General features: G+C 46.4%; 17 protein-coding genes and 1 tRNA gene. 7 read left to right on the top strand and 11 right to left on the bottom strand.

Annotation, left to right across the window (positions count from 1 at the left end; all coding sequences use genetic code 11):
- Positions 1-3 precede the first annotated feature (3 nt).
- The 4 genes from QZY95_RS00770 (at position 4) to QZY95_RS00755 (ending at position 3,529) form a co-directional block, all read left to right on the top strand.
- A tRNA-Asn gene (locus QZY95_RS00770) sits at positions 4-79 on the top strand.
- Positions 80-360: 281 nt separating this feature from the next.
- Positions 361-690, top strand: a complete 330-nt coding sequence (locus QZY95_RS00765; RefSeq protein WP_290918008.1) for an EF-hand domain-containing protein — start codon at positions 361-363, stop codon at positions 688-690.
- A gap of 171 nt (positions 691-861) precedes the next feature.
- On the top strand, positions 862-1,506 hold the full coding sequence (locus QZY95_RS00760) for a LysE family transporter (RefSeq protein WP_290918006.1): 645 nt from the start codon (positions 862-864) through the stop codon (positions 1,504-1,506).
- A 79-nt stretch (positions 1,507-1,585) separates the two neighbouring features.
- Complete coding sequence (locus tag QZY95_RS00755) at positions 1,586-3,529, top strand: YgiQ family radical SAM protein (RefSeq protein ID WP_290918011.1); 1,944 nt, start codon at positions 1,586-1,588, stop codon at positions 3,527-3,529.
- A 75-nt stretch (positions 3,530-3,604) separates the two neighbouring features.
- Here the strand turns inward: QZY95_RS00755 and QZY95_RS00750 are convergent, their stop codons facing one another.
- Positions 3,605-5,581 (bottom strand): hypothetical protein, encoded by a 1,977-nt coding sequence (locus QZY95_RS00750; protein ID WP_290918004.1) that lies wholly within the window; start codon positions 5,579-5,581, stop codon positions 3,605-3,607.
- Positions 5,582-5,968: 387 nt separating this feature from the next.
- Between QZY95_RS00750 and QZY95_RS00745 the strand changes: the two genes are divergently transcribed.
- A complete protein-coding gene (locus QZY95_RS00745) occupies positions 5,969-7,381 on the top strand; it encodes a DNA integrity scanning protein DisA nucleotide-binding domain protein (RefSeq protein WP_290918001.1) in 1,413 nt (470 codons plus the stop codon).
- A gap of 1 nt (position 7,382) precedes the next feature.
- Here QZY95_RS00745 and QZY95_RS00740 read toward each other — a convergent pair whose 3' ends face one another.
- Positions 7,383-7,853 carry a DUF3124 domain-containing protein gene (locus QZY95_RS00740; protein WP_290917999.1) on the bottom strand — a complete coding sequence of 157 codons (471 nt, stop codon included), beginning with the start codon at positions 7,851-7,853 and terminating at the stop codon, positions 7,383-7,385.
- Between the two features lie 375 nt (positions 7,854-8,228).
- Between QZY95_RS00740 and QZY95_RS00735 the strand changes: the two genes are divergently transcribed.
- A complete protein-coding gene (locus tag QZY95_RS00735; protein ID WP_290917996.1) occupies positions 8,229-8,699 on the top strand; it encodes an EVE domain-containing protein in 471 nt (156 codons plus the stop codon).
- Complete coding sequence (locus QZY95_RS00730; protein WP_290917992.1) at positions 8,696-8,920, top strand: SlyX family protein; 225 nt, start codon at positions 8,696-8,698, stop codon at positions 8,918-8,920. The genes QZY95_RS00735 and QZY95_RS00730 overlap by 4 nt, the downstream gene beginning before the upstream one ends.
- 176 nt (positions 8,921-9,096) lie before the next feature.
- Here QZY95_RS00730 and QZY95_RS00725 read toward each other — a convergent pair whose 3' ends face one another.
- The 9 genes from QZY95_RS00725 to QZY95_RS00685 form a co-directional block, all read right to left on the bottom strand.
- Positions 9,097-9,813, bottom strand: coding sequence for an ABC transporter ATP-binding protein (locus tag QZY95_RS00725; protein ID WP_290917988.1), 717 nt, complete (start codon positions 9,811-9,813; stop codon positions 9,097-9,099).
- Between the two features lie 11 nt (positions 9,814-9,824).
- On the bottom strand, positions 9,825-10,595 hold the full coding sequence (locus QZY95_RS00720) for an ABC transporter ATP-binding protein (protein ID WP_290917985.1): 771 nt from the start codon (positions 10,593-10,595) through the stop codon (positions 9,825-9,827).
- Positions 10,592-11,560 (bottom strand): branched-chain amino acid ABC transporter permease, encoded by a 969-nt coding sequence (locus QZY95_RS00715; RefSeq protein WP_290917982.1) that lies wholly within the window; start codon positions 11,558-11,560, stop codon positions 10,592-10,594. The genes QZY95_RS00720 and QZY95_RS00715 overlap by 4 nt, the downstream gene beginning before the upstream one ends.
- Positions 11,557-12,462 carry a branched-chain amino acid ABC transporter permease gene (locus tag QZY95_RS00710; RefSeq protein WP_290917979.1) on the bottom strand — a complete coding sequence of 302 codons (906 nt, stop codon included), beginning with the start codon at positions 12,460-12,462 and terminating at the stop codon, positions 11,557-11,559. Before QZY95_RS00710 ends, QZY95_RS00715 begins: the two co-directional genes overlap by 4 nt.
- 84 nt (positions 12,463-12,546) lie before the next feature.
- Positions 12,547-13,671, bottom strand: coding sequence for a branched-chain amino acid ABC transporter substrate-binding protein (locus tag QZY95_RS00705; RefSeq protein WP_290917976.1), 1,125 nt, complete (start codon positions 13,669-13,671; stop codon positions 12,547-12,549).
- A 977-nt stretch (positions 13,672-14,648) separates the two neighbouring features.
- Positions 14,649-15,269 carry a terminase small subunit gene (locus QZY95_RS00700; RefSeq protein WP_290917973.1) on the bottom strand — a complete coding sequence of 207 codons (621 nt, stop codon included), beginning with the start codon at positions 15,267-15,269 and terminating at the stop codon, positions 14,649-14,651.
- 19 nt (positions 15,270-15,288) lie between these two features.
- Positions 15,289-15,564 carry a hypothetical protein gene (locus QZY95_RS00695; RefSeq protein ID WP_290917970.1) on the bottom strand — a complete coding sequence of 92 codons (276 nt, stop codon included), beginning with the start codon at positions 15,562-15,564 and terminating at the stop codon, positions 15,289-15,291.
- Positions 15,551-16,084 carry a hypothetical protein gene (locus QZY95_RS00690; RefSeq protein ID WP_290917966.1) on the bottom strand — a complete coding sequence of 178 codons (534 nt, stop codon included), beginning with the start codon at positions 16,082-16,084 and terminating at the stop codon, positions 15,551-15,553. The genes QZY95_RS00695 and QZY95_RS00690 overlap by 14 nt, the downstream gene beginning before the upstream one ends.
- Before the next feature lie 214 nt (positions 16,085-16,298).
- A partial coding sequence (locus tag QZY95_RS00685) for a tetratricopeptide repeat protein (RefSeq protein ID WP_290917964.1) occupies positions 16,299-16,837 on the bottom strand: 539 nt, incomplete at its 5' end.

The raw sequence follows: 16,837 nt of genomic DNA, 5'->3' as shown, positions 1-16,837 counted from the left end.
TATTCCTCGATGGCTCAATAGGCAGAGCGGGTGACTGTTAATCACTAGGTTGTAGGTTCAAGTCCTACTCGAGGAGCCAGAATTCAAAAGCCTCTTTCGCAAGAAAGAGGCTTTTTTTGTATTTCAGTATTTTCATGCAGATACGAACTGTAATGTAATCCGACTGTATAGTTTTTATACACGGTAGACGCAGCGCCCTTTCATGAGTATTCTACGCACGTTTAATTTGCAGGATACTTTTTTTACCTGCCTACAGTTAGACCATACCGCAGGCATACTTACCTGATATTTTAACGACTGCCTGCATCCGTGCATAAAACTGCACAGCGCTGCAAGTAGCCTGCTGCACAAGGAGATATCATGAAAAAAATTCTATTTGCCCTTGCTTTCGTATGTATTTTTGCAACCGCCGTCTCAGCCGATACTAAATTCGGAAAAATGGATACAAACGGCGACGGCGTCGTAAGCTGGGAAGAATTTTCCAAAACCTACCCTTCCATGAAAGAACTTGCCTTCAAAACTATCGATAAAGATAACTCTGGCGGCATTTCACACGAAGAATGGCATGCATTTATGGCAGGTCATAACACCGGCGGTAAAAAAGGCGGTGGAATGATGGGCGGCATGATGGGTGGAAAAGGTAAAATGGGTTCTGGCGCTCCAGAACTTATCGCACCACCGGCAAAATAACGAATCCAGTTTGTTAGAATAAAAAAAGAGTCGACCTTTAGGTCGACTTTTTTTATGTCTTCCCTTCCCTGCAAACATATATGCAGCTTCCATAAAACTTTTTTTGCGGTATAATGTCAGAGACTTTTCACGTTTCACCATTGAAATACCGTTAAAGGATTCCCATAAACAATGAGCCTTGCCCTTTTATTTTTCTTCCTCAAAGGTCTGCTTATCGGACTCACCATTGCTGCGCCTGTCGGTCCAGTGGGTGTTCTCTGTATCCACCGAACCTTAAAGTACGGCAAACTGGTCGGCGTTATCTCCGGTCTCGGAGCAGCCTCTGCAGATTTATTTTACGGTGCAGTAGCAGCATTCGGGCTTGTCGCTATAACCAATCTCATTACGGACTCAAGCAGCATCATTAAATGCGTAGGTGGTCTCCTTTTCATTGCTATCGGCATTCACATGATGCGACAGCGCCCTACATTTGTTTCAGAAGCTGACAGCGTACAGGTTGAACAAAACAAACCCAGCCTTCTTACCGCATGGCTCAGCACTTTTGTTCTCACAGCAATGAACCCCGGAACAATTATCGCCTTCACCGTTATCTTTGCCACATTCGGTATCGACGGAGATGCCGGTGCACCGGGAGCAGCATCGCTTGTTTTCGGCGTATTCCTCGGGTCAGCAATCTGGTGGTGCGGACTTTCATTCTTCGCAAGCGCAATGCGTAACTATGTAAAACAGCATAGCCGACTCATCAGCAAAATTTCCGGCACTATCATCATTGTATTCGGATTGATGTCGCTCTTCAGCCTCCTTTTCGAAGCGTAGAGCTATTACACAAGGGATTAATTTGCCCGTACAGGCATTGTCTATTGCCAGACCACTGTCCAATCCTTATATTCCGCGCATGACAAAAACATGGAATCAAACATCGGCACATCCGGTTCTCGGGCGTACACCGCTTGAGCAACCTGCTTTTCTTCCTATGTCCAAAAAGGAAATGGATGAACTTGGTTGGGATGAGCTGGATATACTCTTCGTTACAGGCGACTCATATGTTGACCATCCAAGCTTCGCAGCTTCCCTTCTAGGACGCTGGCTGGTCGGTCACGGATACCGCGTAGGCATTGTTGCACAGCCACGCTGGGATACAACGGATGACATCCTCGCGATGGGACGTCCACGCCTCTTCGCATCTGTCAGTGCAGGTGCAATTGACTCCATGCTGGCGCATTACACCGCGTTTAGAAAAAAACGTCATGATGACGCATATACGCCGGGTGGAAAAGCCGGAGCACGTCCAAACCGTGCAACAATTGTCTACTCTAACCTTGTGCGTAGTGCTTTTCCACACATTCCAGTTGTTATCGGCGGCATTGAAGCCTCATTACGCCGCATAACTCACTACGATTTCTGGACAGATAAGCTCCGCCGCTCAATCCTGCTCGACAGTAAAGCAGACTGTGTTGTCTACGGCATGGGTGAATACGCCATGCTGCATATTGCCCATGTTCTCGACCAGTACGGCGAAACTTCAGGCACTCCTTTCTCTTACATTGCTCAGGATGTTCGGGGTATTGCCTACATGGGGACGCGGGAAGATATTCCTTCACAGGCAAAAATCGTTGAACTCCCGTCCCATGAAGAAATTGAAGCAGACGCCAAAAAGCTGATGACAGCAACGCTCGCTCTTGAACGACATGTTCAGGAAGCAGACGGCTGGGCAATCCAGCCTGTGGGTAAACGAGCTGTCCTCCTTGCTCCGCCGGCTCTGCCTTTATCAGAAGAAGAAATGGACGAACTGTACGGACTGCCGTACGCCAAGACACAACACCCGTCCTATACAGAAAAAATTCCATGCGTAGACATGATGACAACAAGCATCACAACCCATAGAGGCTGTGGCGGGGGCTGCTCATTCTGCTCACTGGCACTGCATCAGGGACGACGCATTGCATCACGCAGTAAAGAATCCATCATGCAGGAAGTGGAAACACTTACCCGCAACAAACGATTCAACGGTTCTATCAGCGACGTAGGCGGTCCTTCCGCAAACATGTGGCAGGCATACTGCAAAGCGAATCCTGAAAAATGCAAACGTCAAAGCTGCATGCACCCTAAGGTCTGTCCGCAATTTGCTGTCAATCAGGCAGACGGAATCCGCCTTCTGCGCGATATCCAGAAAGTTAAAGGCATCAAAAATGTCAGGGTAGCAAGCGGAGTCCGTTACGATCTCGCTCAAAAAGAAGAAACAGCTCTACGCGCATACACCATGGAGTTTACCGGCGGCCAACTTAAAGTTGCCCCTGAACATATCTGTGATGCTGTGCTGAACCGTATGCGTAAGCCGGGTCTCGCATCCTTTGAAAATTTCCTCGGAGCATTTAAAAAGTACTCAGAACAAGCCGGCAAAGAACAGTACGTAATTCCGTACCTTATGAGTGCCTTCCCCGGCTGTACAGATAATCACATGCATGAACTGGGTAACTGGCTCCGTGCAAGAGGCTGGCAGCCTCAGCAGGTACAGTGTTTTATCCCTACACCGGGAACCGTGGCGACTGCATCCTACTACGCACGCATTGATGAAAAAGGAAACGAGATTCCAGTAGCTCGAACCGACGCCGAACGCCTGCGCCAGCACCACATCTTGATGCCTTCAGTAGGACGTAAAAATGGAAAACCTCAGAAAGGCAACCGCGGCGCGTATAGTGCAAAGAAAAGTGGTTCCGACAACAAACGTTCTGCTGGAAAACGCGGCTCAGGAAAACATGCCGGACGCAACTCCCAGCAAAAACGCAATAATCAATCTGGACAGGGAAAAGCGTCTCCGTTTGCAGTCAACAAACGCTAATGTTCCCGGACTGATGTATAAAAAAAGCCGACAAGCTCTATGCTTGTCGGCTTTCTTATTTCTTATTTAAAAAAATCACTCGTCACCAGATAGCGTAATCTGCTCCAGCAACCAGTCCACAGTACCGGACACAGCCCACTGTTCCTGTTCCGGAATACTCAAAGCATCTTTTTCGGTTCTATTTGCCAACTGTGCCATAAGGTAATTTTCTAACAACGTAACAAACTCTGGTTCAATTCGCTTCCGTTGAGGCAGTAAGGCGACAATGCTTTTCTGCTCGGTAGAGTCAAAGGCGCCGAACAACGCTGCTGCATACTCTCTGTCCGTTTCTAGTAACAAAACAAGAACTGTTGCTTGAAGCGGAAACGGCTCCGCACGAAGCACCTCAGCTATATCGTTAACTGGAACAGACAACAGCAAAGCAAACGGCATATGTACCCGCTTATTACGACACAAAGCCACAACCTGCGCCATATCTTCTGCTGAGATTGCCCGAATCATCAAACGACGAACCAAAGCACTATCCACCACCAACGCCCCGCTGCTGACAATAGAGCTGTTTCTACTTTTCAGTAATGCAGTTACCTGCTCTGGATATAAAGAAGGCAGCTTACCTGCCTCACGCAAAAATCCCGCGGCGGCTTCCGGTGAAAAACTGCTCAGCACCTGTGCTGCATGGGTTTCACCAAGAGCAAGAACAGAGGCAACAAACTGCTGCGGCTCTGACAAAACCTTTTCAATTCCTGCCCTGTGCCCGACTCTTCGTTCGATGCCTTCCTGCTTCTCTTCGCTCATACCTTCGAGCAAGGTATACCGCCTGTCTTCAGACAACTGGGATAAAATTACCGCGGCAGAAAGCGGGTGTTGTCCTTCCAGTTCAGTTCGCAACGCGTCATCATCAAGCCGCAACAACTTTTCGACAGCTGACGTTTCCATTTCAGTGAATTCAGGAACCAGCAAAGATTGTTCGCCAGTAAAAATTGGAAGAATTTCCTCCAGCATTTTTTCAGGAAAAACCATCATCATAGTCCCGCTGCTACTTGAGTAACCATTAGCAGAACTCGCATTCATCTCGATACTGACTTGGAGCTCACACACGACGCAAGGCTCATCAAGCCAGAAATGCTTACTGTATAACGCAGGCTCATCAGCTTTGCCGTGTATTGACTCAACTTCATAAAACGGCGCCAAAGCCCATTCAAAATCTAGCAGCATCAAATGAAGCATATGCCGTACTACACTGCCTGCAATAGGAAATGGAGACGCACCCTTGTTGTGCTTCTTCAACGCAGCCACACGCGTAAGAAGCTGCGAGACGGGCTCAAGCCCACCTGATGAGAATGTTGCCTGAGCTAACGCTAAAGCCACATCCCGTTCAATACCGAAAACGCTTACACCATCCAGTGGAAATAAAGAAAAGGATGTTGCCACCGGATGATCCATGCGAAGCCAGACGTCAAAAGGAGCTTTTGCGCAACGAATTGCCTTCACTTGGCAGGATTGTCCGGTTATCTGGCGCAGCCTCTTGGTTGCAACTGCGGAAAATTTATTCATGACCTTATCAAGAACCGGAAACTGCATCGAACGACGATAACGATATTCTAACAGATGAGTCAGAGTGCCATGCTTTTGAGCATCAGCAAGTTGTTTAGGCGGTAATCCTAAAACAAAGTCTGGAGGAACATCTTCTTCAGAAAGGACGTCATCACCAGAACCGTCCATAGGATTTTTCAACAGCCACTGCATTTCTTCGATAGTCACTTCATTATGCGCAGCAGGCTGCTTTTCATCACCGAACAACTCGGTAACAAGGTCACTCTCCACACCAGTCAAGGAAGCCTGCCACGCTTCATCAGACCAAGGGTCAAGATCAAGCCGTACTTCAATATCAACTTTTCCAGAGTCAGCTTCGGACTGCTGCCCTTTTGCCTCATCTATAACTCCACCTGCTGTGTCTTCAGTCGGAATATCCGTGGAGTCATCAAAAACATTCGGGTCTTTCTGCTGTGTATGAAATGGGAGTATTTTTCCCTTTGCCCGTTTTTTAGTCATATTTTTTCCCTGAATATGCGGTTCGTTTCTTATCTAACATACTCCGATATATACGGATACGAACGCTACGACCAAGTATATCTATACTACAGTTAGAAAATTTTGCACTACCCTTACGATTATATATACTCGTATAAGCAGGGGATTCACTTCAAAAATGCACACTAGACCTTGCCCCTTTTCCAACATGCATATACCCTACCAATATTATATCCAGCATAATGATGCGCGCTGATTTTCTGTTATCACAATTAGTTGCACGCACTTCAATTTTTAATAGCAGCGCTATTTCATGTATGCTCTCATTTAATTACACAACGTACATGAGCTTATATTTCCGGTATGCCATTATCCCTGATGGCATAGATTTGTTGCGAGGAGGAAACGGTGACTGCAATTGATACATCCTACTGGAGAAGGAGTATTTATAACATTCTGGATGGGCTGAGCGATGGACTATCGCACTATGCCGGTCCCAGCAGAGTGGCATTGATCGTCTGTCTTGAAGCAGAGGGACCATTCTATATTCTTGATCCCCAAAATTTGCTCGATGGTCACCAACCGCGCCTCAAGGATCTTCTGACAACATTTCAGGAAACTGTTTCCTGTAAACTTCTGCCAGAATTCACACCTACGGATGACCCGCAACTTTCCGGCCTCATCACGTACGGCGGTTCCTGCACTGCACTCCCCTTCCAAATGTGGTTCACTGAACAACATCCGGACTTATGTTCCAAAGGGCCTACACTGCGATGGCTCGAATACGCAGCAACGCAGCTTTGTGCAGATTTCAGCCAGGATGCTTTGCGCAATGATACCTCAAGCTATGTTCTGCAAGGCTATGCCCAGCACGCCATCCGTGATTATATTATCGACAAACGGAGCGAAGCTTTAGGAATGGATACCTATTTACGTATTTATCCAACCCTTAATGCTATTTTAGGTATTTCTAATACTCGTGAAGAAGGCGAATGGCCTAGAGGTAAAATTGCGTTTGTAGAACCGCGCCTGCTCCAGCATGTGCACTTTCAGGCATCCTTTCCGCGCATGGAACAACCGCTGCTGGTTAATTTACGCCACTGTAGAAAAACTCTTCAGGCAGTTGAAAATACAGAACGGTTCCTTATATCCGACGGCTGCACCCTTGCAGGTGTTGCATCCGGAGAATTACCTCCCGGCTCTATTCTCGCGACTTTTGAAGGGAACCACGGCATGGTTCATCTGGATGATGAACTCATATGCAGCTTTGCATCAGGAAATTTTCAAGCAACCAACAGGCGACCGAACCTTGTGCAGCTTGAAGAAGCACTGCTGGAATCCACACTGACGCCGAAGCAACAGCACAGTATGTTTCAACACACTACCAATGTTGTCATACAGGCCAGAGAACGAAAACATGGCTGCACGCTTGTCCTTGATCTAAATACCATTCCGCGCAACATCGCCGGACAAACACTTCAGACACCTCTCGATTTAAGCATGCCGGAGAATATCGATATTGCCTGCTCCCTCGCTAAAGTAGACGGAGCACTTCATATCAGCAAAAGTTCTACACTGTTGGGCTTTGCCTGTCTGCTGGATGGCAGAACCGTTCCGGGTGAGAACAGAGCACGAGGCGCACGCTTCAATTCCGCTGTCCGTTTCACCGCCATGCATAAACACATCATTGCTATTGTTGTATCTGCAGACAGACCAGTCTCTGTAATTCAACACGGCATTGAGCTTACCGCCCAATGCCGTTGGAAACCGATCAGTTACGTATCTACACCACCATTGCTGACAGACTGGCTTGAAGAGTAAGTTATTCTATGGGCACACCCTGTGTCAGAAAGGCGAATCCATATGATGACCCCGTTCCGAGCATGATACTTTCAATAATTGGAACATCTACGGCTTTTTCCGCATCCCACTTCACAATAAAGTTGGCACCGGAGCCGCCGGAATCGTCATCAAGTTTGACCACATAGCGGACAGACTGAAGAGGTTTCATCGTAACAGGCTCTTCAAGGTAACTGCGTAACAGCTTTCCATCTGTGTCATAAAACTCCACGCTTAGAACACGTATGCTCTCTTTGCGGCTGGTGTTACGAATGCTAAGTGTTGTCGTAAGATTAAGCTTAGCTTCCTTATTGCCATGGTAAATGTAGGAATATGCCGGAACATACAGCGTCTGCCCGTTCTGCTTTGTGCGTGCATCAGCCTGTAACGGCAAACACACCGAAACCACAAAAAAGAACAGTCCAGACAGTAACGAAACCCAACGAGTCAGCATAGATTCCTCCAAGGGGAATTTTTATTATGTTTCTGTATGTTACTCTAACAAAGTTCAGTCACACACGAAAGGCAATTCGAATCTTACTTGAAATGACTCATTGCAGGCTTCACAACTACATATCTCTTTAAATTCATTAGATAAAAGAAAATACACTCTCTCTGCTTTTCAGCAAATCAGTTTATTTATCCATACAGAAGCAAAAAGAAATCTATTACTGCATGTGCCAAACTGTGCTACCCTCTACCTCACTACAGTGTTCCATGCACTTGGCTTCAGCTTGTATTCAAAAACAGACTAAGCTAATCTGACGGTATAGAAACAGATCTATCATTCCGGCTGCCACCAGTCTTCATTATAGAAACGGAGCTTACTATGGCTAACTACTGGCTCGTAAAATCTGAACCCGGTTGCTACTCAATTGACACACTAAAGAACGAACCGAACCAGACCACCTCGTGGGACGGAGTAAGAAACTATCAAGCGCGTAATTTTATGCGTGATGAAATGAAGCTCGGGGACATGGTGCTGTTCTACCACAGCGTCACAAATCCCTCTGTAGTAGGCGTATGCGAGGTTGTACGGGAAAGCTATCCGGATCATACTGCTTGGAATCCGGAAGATGATCATTTTGACCCCAAATCAACCGAAGATAACCCGCGATGGTTTATGGTGGATGTTAAATTTGTAGAAGAATTTCCAAGAGCTCTTACCCTAAAAGAGCTGCGCCAGATTCCTGGTCTGGAAAACATGGAATTACTGCGAAAAGGCTCCCGTCTTTCTGTAATGCCCGTGGATAAAAAAGAATTCGATATCATCTGCAACCTTGCAAAGGAGCAGGCATGAAAGAAACCAAAGAACGCATCACACAACTAGAAGAGCAGCTGTACTTTCAGGACAAAACAATTTCCGAACTCAACGAAGCCCTGACCAATCAGCAATTCCAGCTTGATGAAATGGAAAAGAAAATGGAAGCACTCATCTTGCGCGTCCGCCAGCTCAGTCCTGTTCTTGATGACGGCGGCGTAGATGACGGTCCTCCACCACATTATGGCGGTAACGTCTAACAGCACAGAGTAAGGCTCATGCTTCGCGCATGACCTGCAATGGACCTCCATTGCCCGTATCAGCGTCGCAATTCGTCCAAACCGACTGTAAATAAAAAAGGCTGTCCTGATTTTTCAGGGCAGCCTTTTTCTATGCAAGAATCAACAGCGTGTAATGGTGCTCGGTAGCTACAAACCTACAATCCTTTACCGCCAAGATACGCGGATTGGATTTCCGGATTGGAAAGCAAGGATTTGGCATCATCAGCAAGAACGATGTTACCAACTTCCATTACATACCCGCGATCAGCAAGCTTGAGAGCCGCACGAGCATTCTGTTCAACCAGAATAACAGTGAGGCCGTGCTTGTTAATTTTACGGATAGTTTCAAAAATAGATTTAACCAGAATCGGAGCAAGTCCGAGTGAAGGCTCATCGAGCAGCAAAAGTCGAGGGCTGGACATCAACGCACGACCTATTGCAAGCATCTGCTGTTCACCACCGGAAAGAGTACCGGCTAACTGGGTACGGCGTTCGAGCAAGCGCGGGAACAGATCGTAAATCCACTCTCTATTGCGCTCAATCTTTGCACTATCCTTCATGGTGAATGCCCCGAGATCCATGTTTTCTTCTACAGTAAGGGTAGAAAAAACACGACGACCTTCCGGAGACTGAGAAATACCCATCTTCACAATATTATGTGCCGGCACAGAATGAATAGGTTCACCATCAAGAAGAATCTCACCTTTGGTCGCTTTAACAAGACCGCAGATTGAGTTCAATGTAGTGGATTTACCAGCTCCGTTTGCACCAAGAATGGTTACAATTTCACCTTCATTTACTGAAAGATTGATGCCGTGCAGTGCTTCAACGTTGCCGTAATTTACGTGCAGGTCACGAAGTTCAAGTAACATATACGTCTCCCTTACAGCAGATCGTCATCAGCACCGAGGTATGCTTCGATAACCCGGGGATCATTTTTAATGGTTTCCGGATCACCTTCCGCAATAACTGCACCGTATTCAAGAACAACAAGGTGCTCACAAATCTTCATCACAAGACTCATGTCATGCTCAATAAGCAAAACAGTAATACCGCGGTCGCGGATAGCCTTAATGATGTCGATAAGCTCCTGCGTCTCCTGATCGTTCATACCGCCGGCCGGTTCATCAAGAATGATAAACTTAGGCTCGGTTGCAAGTGCACGTGCGATTTCCAGCAGACGCTGCTTGCCGTAAGACAAGCTGTCCGCCTGAATATCCCACTGATCCTTAAGGCCGACGAACTCAAGTTCAGCCATGGCTTTTTCAAGCACATGCTTCTCTTCAGCACGCTGCTTACGGGTACGGAACATGGAGGCGAACACGCCGGATTTCATACGGCAGTGACATCCGGAAAGAACGTTTTCCAACGCATTCAAACTTTTGAAAAGACGAATGGTCTGGAACGTACGTGCAATACCCAGATTCACAATGCGGTGAGTCTGCATGCCCACCACATTCTTGCCGTTGAATACGGCTTCGCCGGTGTCAGGAATGTAGTTACCTGTAATCAGGTTAAACACTGTGGTTTTCCCTGCGCCGTTAGGACCGATAAGTCCAACAATGGAACCTTCTTCAACATTGAAGGAAACATCGTTAACAGCCAGCAGGCCACCAAAGGTTTTTGTAAGATTCTTAAGTTCTACAAGACTCATGACTGCTCTCCTTCAGCTTTGCTGAAAAAGCGCGAAACATCATACTTTCGCGGTAACGGAGGCAACAGCCCCTGAGTGCGGAAGATCATCATTGCAACCATTGCGGCACCGAAAATCAACATTCGGGCAGAGGCAAAATCGCGGAACACTTCCGGCAAACCGATAATAAGGAATGCACCAAGAAGCACACCACGGATGGAGCCCATTCCGCCAAGAATTACAATGGTGAACAATAATACAGACTCCCAGAAGGAGAAGGATTCCGGAGAAATAATCTTCATTTTACCGGCAAAGATAGTTCCCACCATGCCAGCCCAGAACGCACCGATAACAAATGCAATGAGCTTGTACTTGGAAATATCAATACCGGAACCTTCTGCAGCCACGTCGTCATCTTTAATATAGTTAAGCGCCCTGCCGAATCGGGAGTTTTCTAATCTGTGGAACAAGAAAATGGTTACAGCACAGAAGCCCCAGATAAGGTAGAAGAACTGGTACGGACGTTTAATTTTAAGACCGAACAACATAGGGCGATCAATACCGAAGATGCCGTTAGCACCGCCGGTCAATCCACCTACATCGTTGATAAGGGCAATTCGGATAATTTCAACAATACCGATTGTAACAATCAACAAGTAATCACCGCGAAGATGAATAATAGGACGCGCTACAATCAGCCCGAAAATACCGGCAAGAATACCGGCAAGAGGCATAGTCCAAAGCAGCGGAATATCGAACATTGTATTCAAAATTGCAGAGGTGTAGGCACCAATAGCAAAAAACGCTGCATGTCCCATCTGGAACAGACCACACTGACCGAGAATAATATTCAAGCTGAGCGCAAGAATTGCGTACAACCCGATATTGTTCAGCACGTCAGTCCAGTATGCATCCAGAACAAGCGGGGAACAGGCAAAAACAGCCGCACCCGCAAGGCACAGTATGTCTTGTTTTCTAATCATCATACCTTGTCAGCCACCCTTTCGCCCAACAGTCCGGTAGGACGGACGATCAAAATGAGAATGAGAACAAGGAAGGAGATTGCATCTTTCCACGCAATGGAAATGTATGCAGCTCCCAACGATTCAACAACACCCAGCAGCAAACCGCCGAGCATAGCGCCCGGAATGTTGCCGATGCCGCCGAGAATCGCTGCGGTAAACGCTTTAAGACCGTAGAGCCAGCCCATAGTAAAGTTAATCTGACCGTAGTACAGACCAACCATAACACCGGCTGCACCACCAAGTGCAGGGCCGATCATGAAAACAAGGCTGATAACACGGTTAACATCAATACCCATCAGCTTCGCTGCACCCTGATCGATTGCAGCAGCGCGAATGGCGGTACCGATGCGTGTCTTATGTGTAAGGTAATAAAGACCGCACATAAGCAGCACAGAAATAGCAAACATAATGATACGGATAAGTGGCAACTCTACGCCGAAGATATCCACAGTAATGTTCGGTAACAGACCGTGCGGGTATACGAGCGGACGTGCACCCCAGATAAGCATAATTGCGTTCTGGAAAAAGATAGAGGCACCAAGAGCACTTACAACTGCGGAAAGACGCGGTGAAGTTCTAAGCGGACGATACGCGATACGTTCGAGCAGGTATCCTACTACGCCGACAAGAACCACAACCATAACAGCAAGAACAAGAAGTCCTGCAACCGGTCCGACAGAATCTGTAAGACCTAAAGATGTAAGCAGCGTAAGCCCTAAAAAGGCACCAATTGTAAAAAGGTCACCGTGTGCAAAGTTAATCAATTTTAACACACCATAAACCATGGTGTAGCCAAGTGCGATAAGGGCATAAATGCCGCCAACCGCCAAACCATTTGTTAGCTGCTGAAAAAATTCTTCCATGTGGAAATCCCGTTGAGAAAAAAACGGTAAAATCCAGAGTACAGCACCCTTGCCGTGCTGTACTCCGGAAAAGTGAAGCCGAATTTACGGTAACATTACGAATTCGCCGTTAGCATTAACTTCGCTAACGCGGTAGAACTTGCCGGAGCGGTCGCCTTTTTCATCAAAAGCGATAGTACCGGTAAGACCTGGGAATTCTTCCATTTTGTTACGTAAGTAATCGGAAAGAACTTCTGGATCAGTAGAATCTGTCTGGCGGAGTGCTTCCACAATAGCAAGGAAAGCATCACCGGCAAATACAGACCAGATAGAAGCAGGAAGCACAGAGTACTCAGCTTTGTATTTATCCAGAATGTCTTTTGCAAAAGGAGAAGTAAGATCGTTAACGCCCGGAGGGCTCACGAAAAAGAAGCCTTTAGCAGCGTCGTTACCAGCAATCTTAACAAGGTCAAGGTTGTTAGTGGCATCGCCGCCCATCATAGCAACATCCCATTTCATTTCTTTTTTCTGGCGCAGCAGTAAGCCTGCTTCGTTAAAGTAGCCAGTGTAGAAAATTACGTCAGGGTTGAAGCCTTTAATCTTGGTAAGAATAGTGTTGTAATCCTGCTCGCCCGGGTTGAGAGCGTCATAAAATACAACAGTCTTGTCGTCGAGAAGCTTACGAGTTTCTTCAGCCAACCCTTTCGCGTAGGAAGAGTTGTCATGCAGGATAGCAATACGTTTGTATCCGCGGTCTTTCAAAACCTGGGCAGCGGCTGCACCCTGAGAATCGTCACGAGGACAGGTACGGAAGAAGTTAGCAAGACCTTTTTCAGTCAAACGCACCATGGTAGAACCGGTTGCGATCTGAATAACGTCTTCTTCATCGTAAATATCCTGAGCAGCTTCAGTAATAGAAGAGCCATAGGTACCAACAACCGCAACTACACCAGAAGTCACAAGACGCTGAGCAGCAAGAGCAGCTGTTTTAGGATCAAATGCATCATCTTCAGCGATAATTTCAATCTGCTTACCGTTAACGCCACCATCGGCATTCACTTTAGCAGCAAGAATCTCAACAAGATTCTTCATATCAAGACCTTCAGATGCATATTTGCCTGTGAGCGGTGCCTGCAATCCGATTTTAATGGTATCTGCTGCCAATGCACCAGATGTCATCATCATTGAAGCAACCAGCCCGAAGGCTAAAACGCGCATAAATTTTTTCATTCGAAATCCTCCTATGGATGACTTTCTATAAAAATCCTACAAATAATTCCCTCTCCTTTATCGAAAACCAACCGCAAAACCCAAGGTTACAGGGCTTTGGGTATATTCTTCTCACATAACAACCCACAACAAATTTGTCAAAAATTATGCATTTTAAGGCGATAAAATGCTTTTTGCATTGTGCGGATTTTCATCCAAAAACTGGAACCCCGTGCAACGCCTACGCTCCACAAGGATTGTGAAATATATAACTAAATAAATGTGTTACCTTACTGAATGAGTATTCACTCAAGATTAAACACAGTACAAAATTTTCGATAATCAAAGAAAAGGTATGTGTATGTATTTGAAAAAATATTTGCTGCATCAAACAGAAAAAAAGCGCTACCTGTGTCATCAGTTACAGTACGAAAAAGCGTAAACTGTGTTTCTTGCACAAAAGGGCATGCAAAAAAAACACACAACAAAAAAGAAGCGTGCATACATGTTTTTTTGCAGTCATACCCTTGTCAAAAAAAGTTTTCACCATTTCCCGACAACACCTATGCAACATATCGCTCTCCCATACACATCGTCCAGCGATATCAGCCGCAAAGATAGCACCATATATCTTCAATGCAGGAACCCTCTCTTATACACATTTTGAAAGAAATATAAAGGGGTAAATAGAAAATTCTATTCGAGGCATTTATATTGCATACAAAATTTTTTTTTTAGTAATTCACTCCGCCTCTGTAGAAAAATCCCCTTTCAAAGAGAGTAACACAATCACTTAAAATGATACACTTTACAGAATACTTTTTTCGGATTTTACACATAAAAAATCGGCTAACCTGTATACAAAAAAGAACAGATTAGCCGATATTACCTGTCTTCGGCGGTGCCTACACTCATCAAAAAAACAGCCTATGCACGAAAAATCAGTCAGAAAAGTTTCATCATCGATGAGAACACTGTTCATGAAAAGTGTTGAAAAATCAGGAGGTAGAATCGGCTGAGTCTTCTGATAAAATTCCGTAGATTGCTTCTAAGCGCTTCTTCAAAACCGGAGACAATTCTTCAAGAGCCTGCCCGTCCCGCATTTCCATCTGCGGTTCATATAATCCAACATGCTTAGCGAGCATCTCAAGCGCCTTCAACTTAGAATGCTGCTTCACGCGAACAGTCCCCCCTCGCGAAGTCACCGTTTCTGTTATCTCTGCAATCGATGCCGCCTGTGCATCAGTCAACTCGTGTGAAGCGACCATCGTCAACTGCCCGTTATTCCACGAACAAACATCTTTTAAATTAGCAAATCCAACTGCGGCAAGCTCCTTCACAACTGCTTCTTGCGTTACGATATGTCGAGAATCCAATTCATTCTGCCGCAAACGGATTCCATGAATAACCTCAGGCAAGGCTAGCAACCGTGAAGCCGTATTTGCAGCTGACCGTGCCGCATATCCTGCCCTGCACGCTGCCTGTTTTCCGTTGAAGTCTACGAGGTATTCATTCACAAACCGCCACTGTTTTGCTGATAATGCTTTCCGCACCTGCGCTTTTTCCATCATATCCACAGAAGAAGACAACGCCTTTTCATGTGCCTCTTCACTTTTCATCTCAGCGCCCCCTGTCGCATTACTTACGCACCCTCCGCAAATCAGCTTTGATTTCAGACAACACTCCTTGCATAGCGGCCACCCTCTCATCAATGCGGGCAACTTTAATCACGACTTGCTGCTGTGCAGCATATTCTTTCGATAACAAACCGGTAACTTGCTCAACATGATCCAACCGCGCACTAAAGCTGCTAAACACACCAGCCACAGTTGCGACAGTAGTAATCATGGCAAAAGCCACACTTAGTGTGACCTTTCTGTCCATACGCCATTTGGTCTCATTATAATTTGCCATTCCCACCTCCACCACTCGCAGAATCTTTACGATATGATCCAAGGGAAGACCCTAAATAGTAGTTCACCACTGCACCAAAAGCTGTTCCCAATGAACCAAGCAGGAGCAACGCTGGTTCACTCACCTCCGGTGTTGTCACAACAATATTCAGCATCCAGAAAAAACCACAGATAACCACAAGTGCTATCACACCAGTTACCCACGCACCACCATGGCCAGCTTTTGCCAAGGCAACTTCCCGCGCTCTGGCATCCTGCACATTGCGCAGTTCAGCATCTAATTGAGCACGCTGCCACCCCAAAAGCTGCCCCTGCTGCTTCACTTCAAGCTCTTTAAGCTTCAATAACGCCTCAGGATTCTGCAAGGCTTTGGCGACGGCTTCCGGCTCCGGCTCCACTCCCAAAAAACTTCCGATAAGCGTTCCCGCAGCTCCCGCAATAGCACCGACCGGCCCCCCCAAGGCAGCACCAAGCACCGGAGCAACTTTTGCCACACTTGTTCCAATATCTTTCCAATTCATATGGTCTCCTTATTTTCGCAACCATACCGTATGCGAAAAAGAGAAAACGCTGATACGTCGATGGCACAAAGCTGACACCATACTGATAGGCATACGGTTCAGGGGTGGACAGGTTTTCATCATATTGAACAATAAAAAAGAGCACCTTCAATTTGAAGATGCTCTTTCTCAAAAACACACACGAGATAAAGGGACTTCGGCCCCATTATACTCACTAATTATCGACGCAGACACCTGTATTCAATGCATCCTCATAAGGAGCAGGGAATCCCAGATCTGCCCCTTCGGCCAAAGCTTCGCATCCCTCATCAACTTTAAGCTGAGCAATAAGTAACTCACCTAAAAAGTTCCATGCAGTCCCGTTCTTAGCATCCATTTTTAACGCCGCATCATAGTTCTTCTTGGCTCCTAAGTAATTGCCAAGCCCAAATTCTGTGTACCCTCGGTATGCATATGAAATACTTTTAGGATAATAACGGACAGCCTTATCTAAATCTTCAACAGCTGCTCCATATTCAGCAAACTGAATAAGCAAGCGCCCTCGACGCAGCCATGCTTCGCCATACTCAGGTTCCAGACGCAACGCCTCTCGAAGCAAGCCTGCCGCCTTGGCAGGGTTTTGACACACGCCGTTTCTCCACAACACATGTGCCTTGGCATACGCAATCTCTGCGTCACGATTCAATTTTCCGGAAGCCCCAGAGGGGTCCAGCTGGGGTTTCGGTTGTGTAGTTGAACCGAAACATCCAGTGA

The sequence above is a fragment of the Halodesulfovibrio sp. genome (assembly GCF_015482765.1).
Classification (GTDB): Bacteria; Desulfobacterota; Desulfovibrionia; order Desulfovibrionales; family Desulfovibrionaceae; genus Halodesulfovibrio.
The sequence above is the reverse complement of the archived record's forward strand: the minus strand, read 5'-3'. Positions and strand labels throughout refer to the sequence as shown.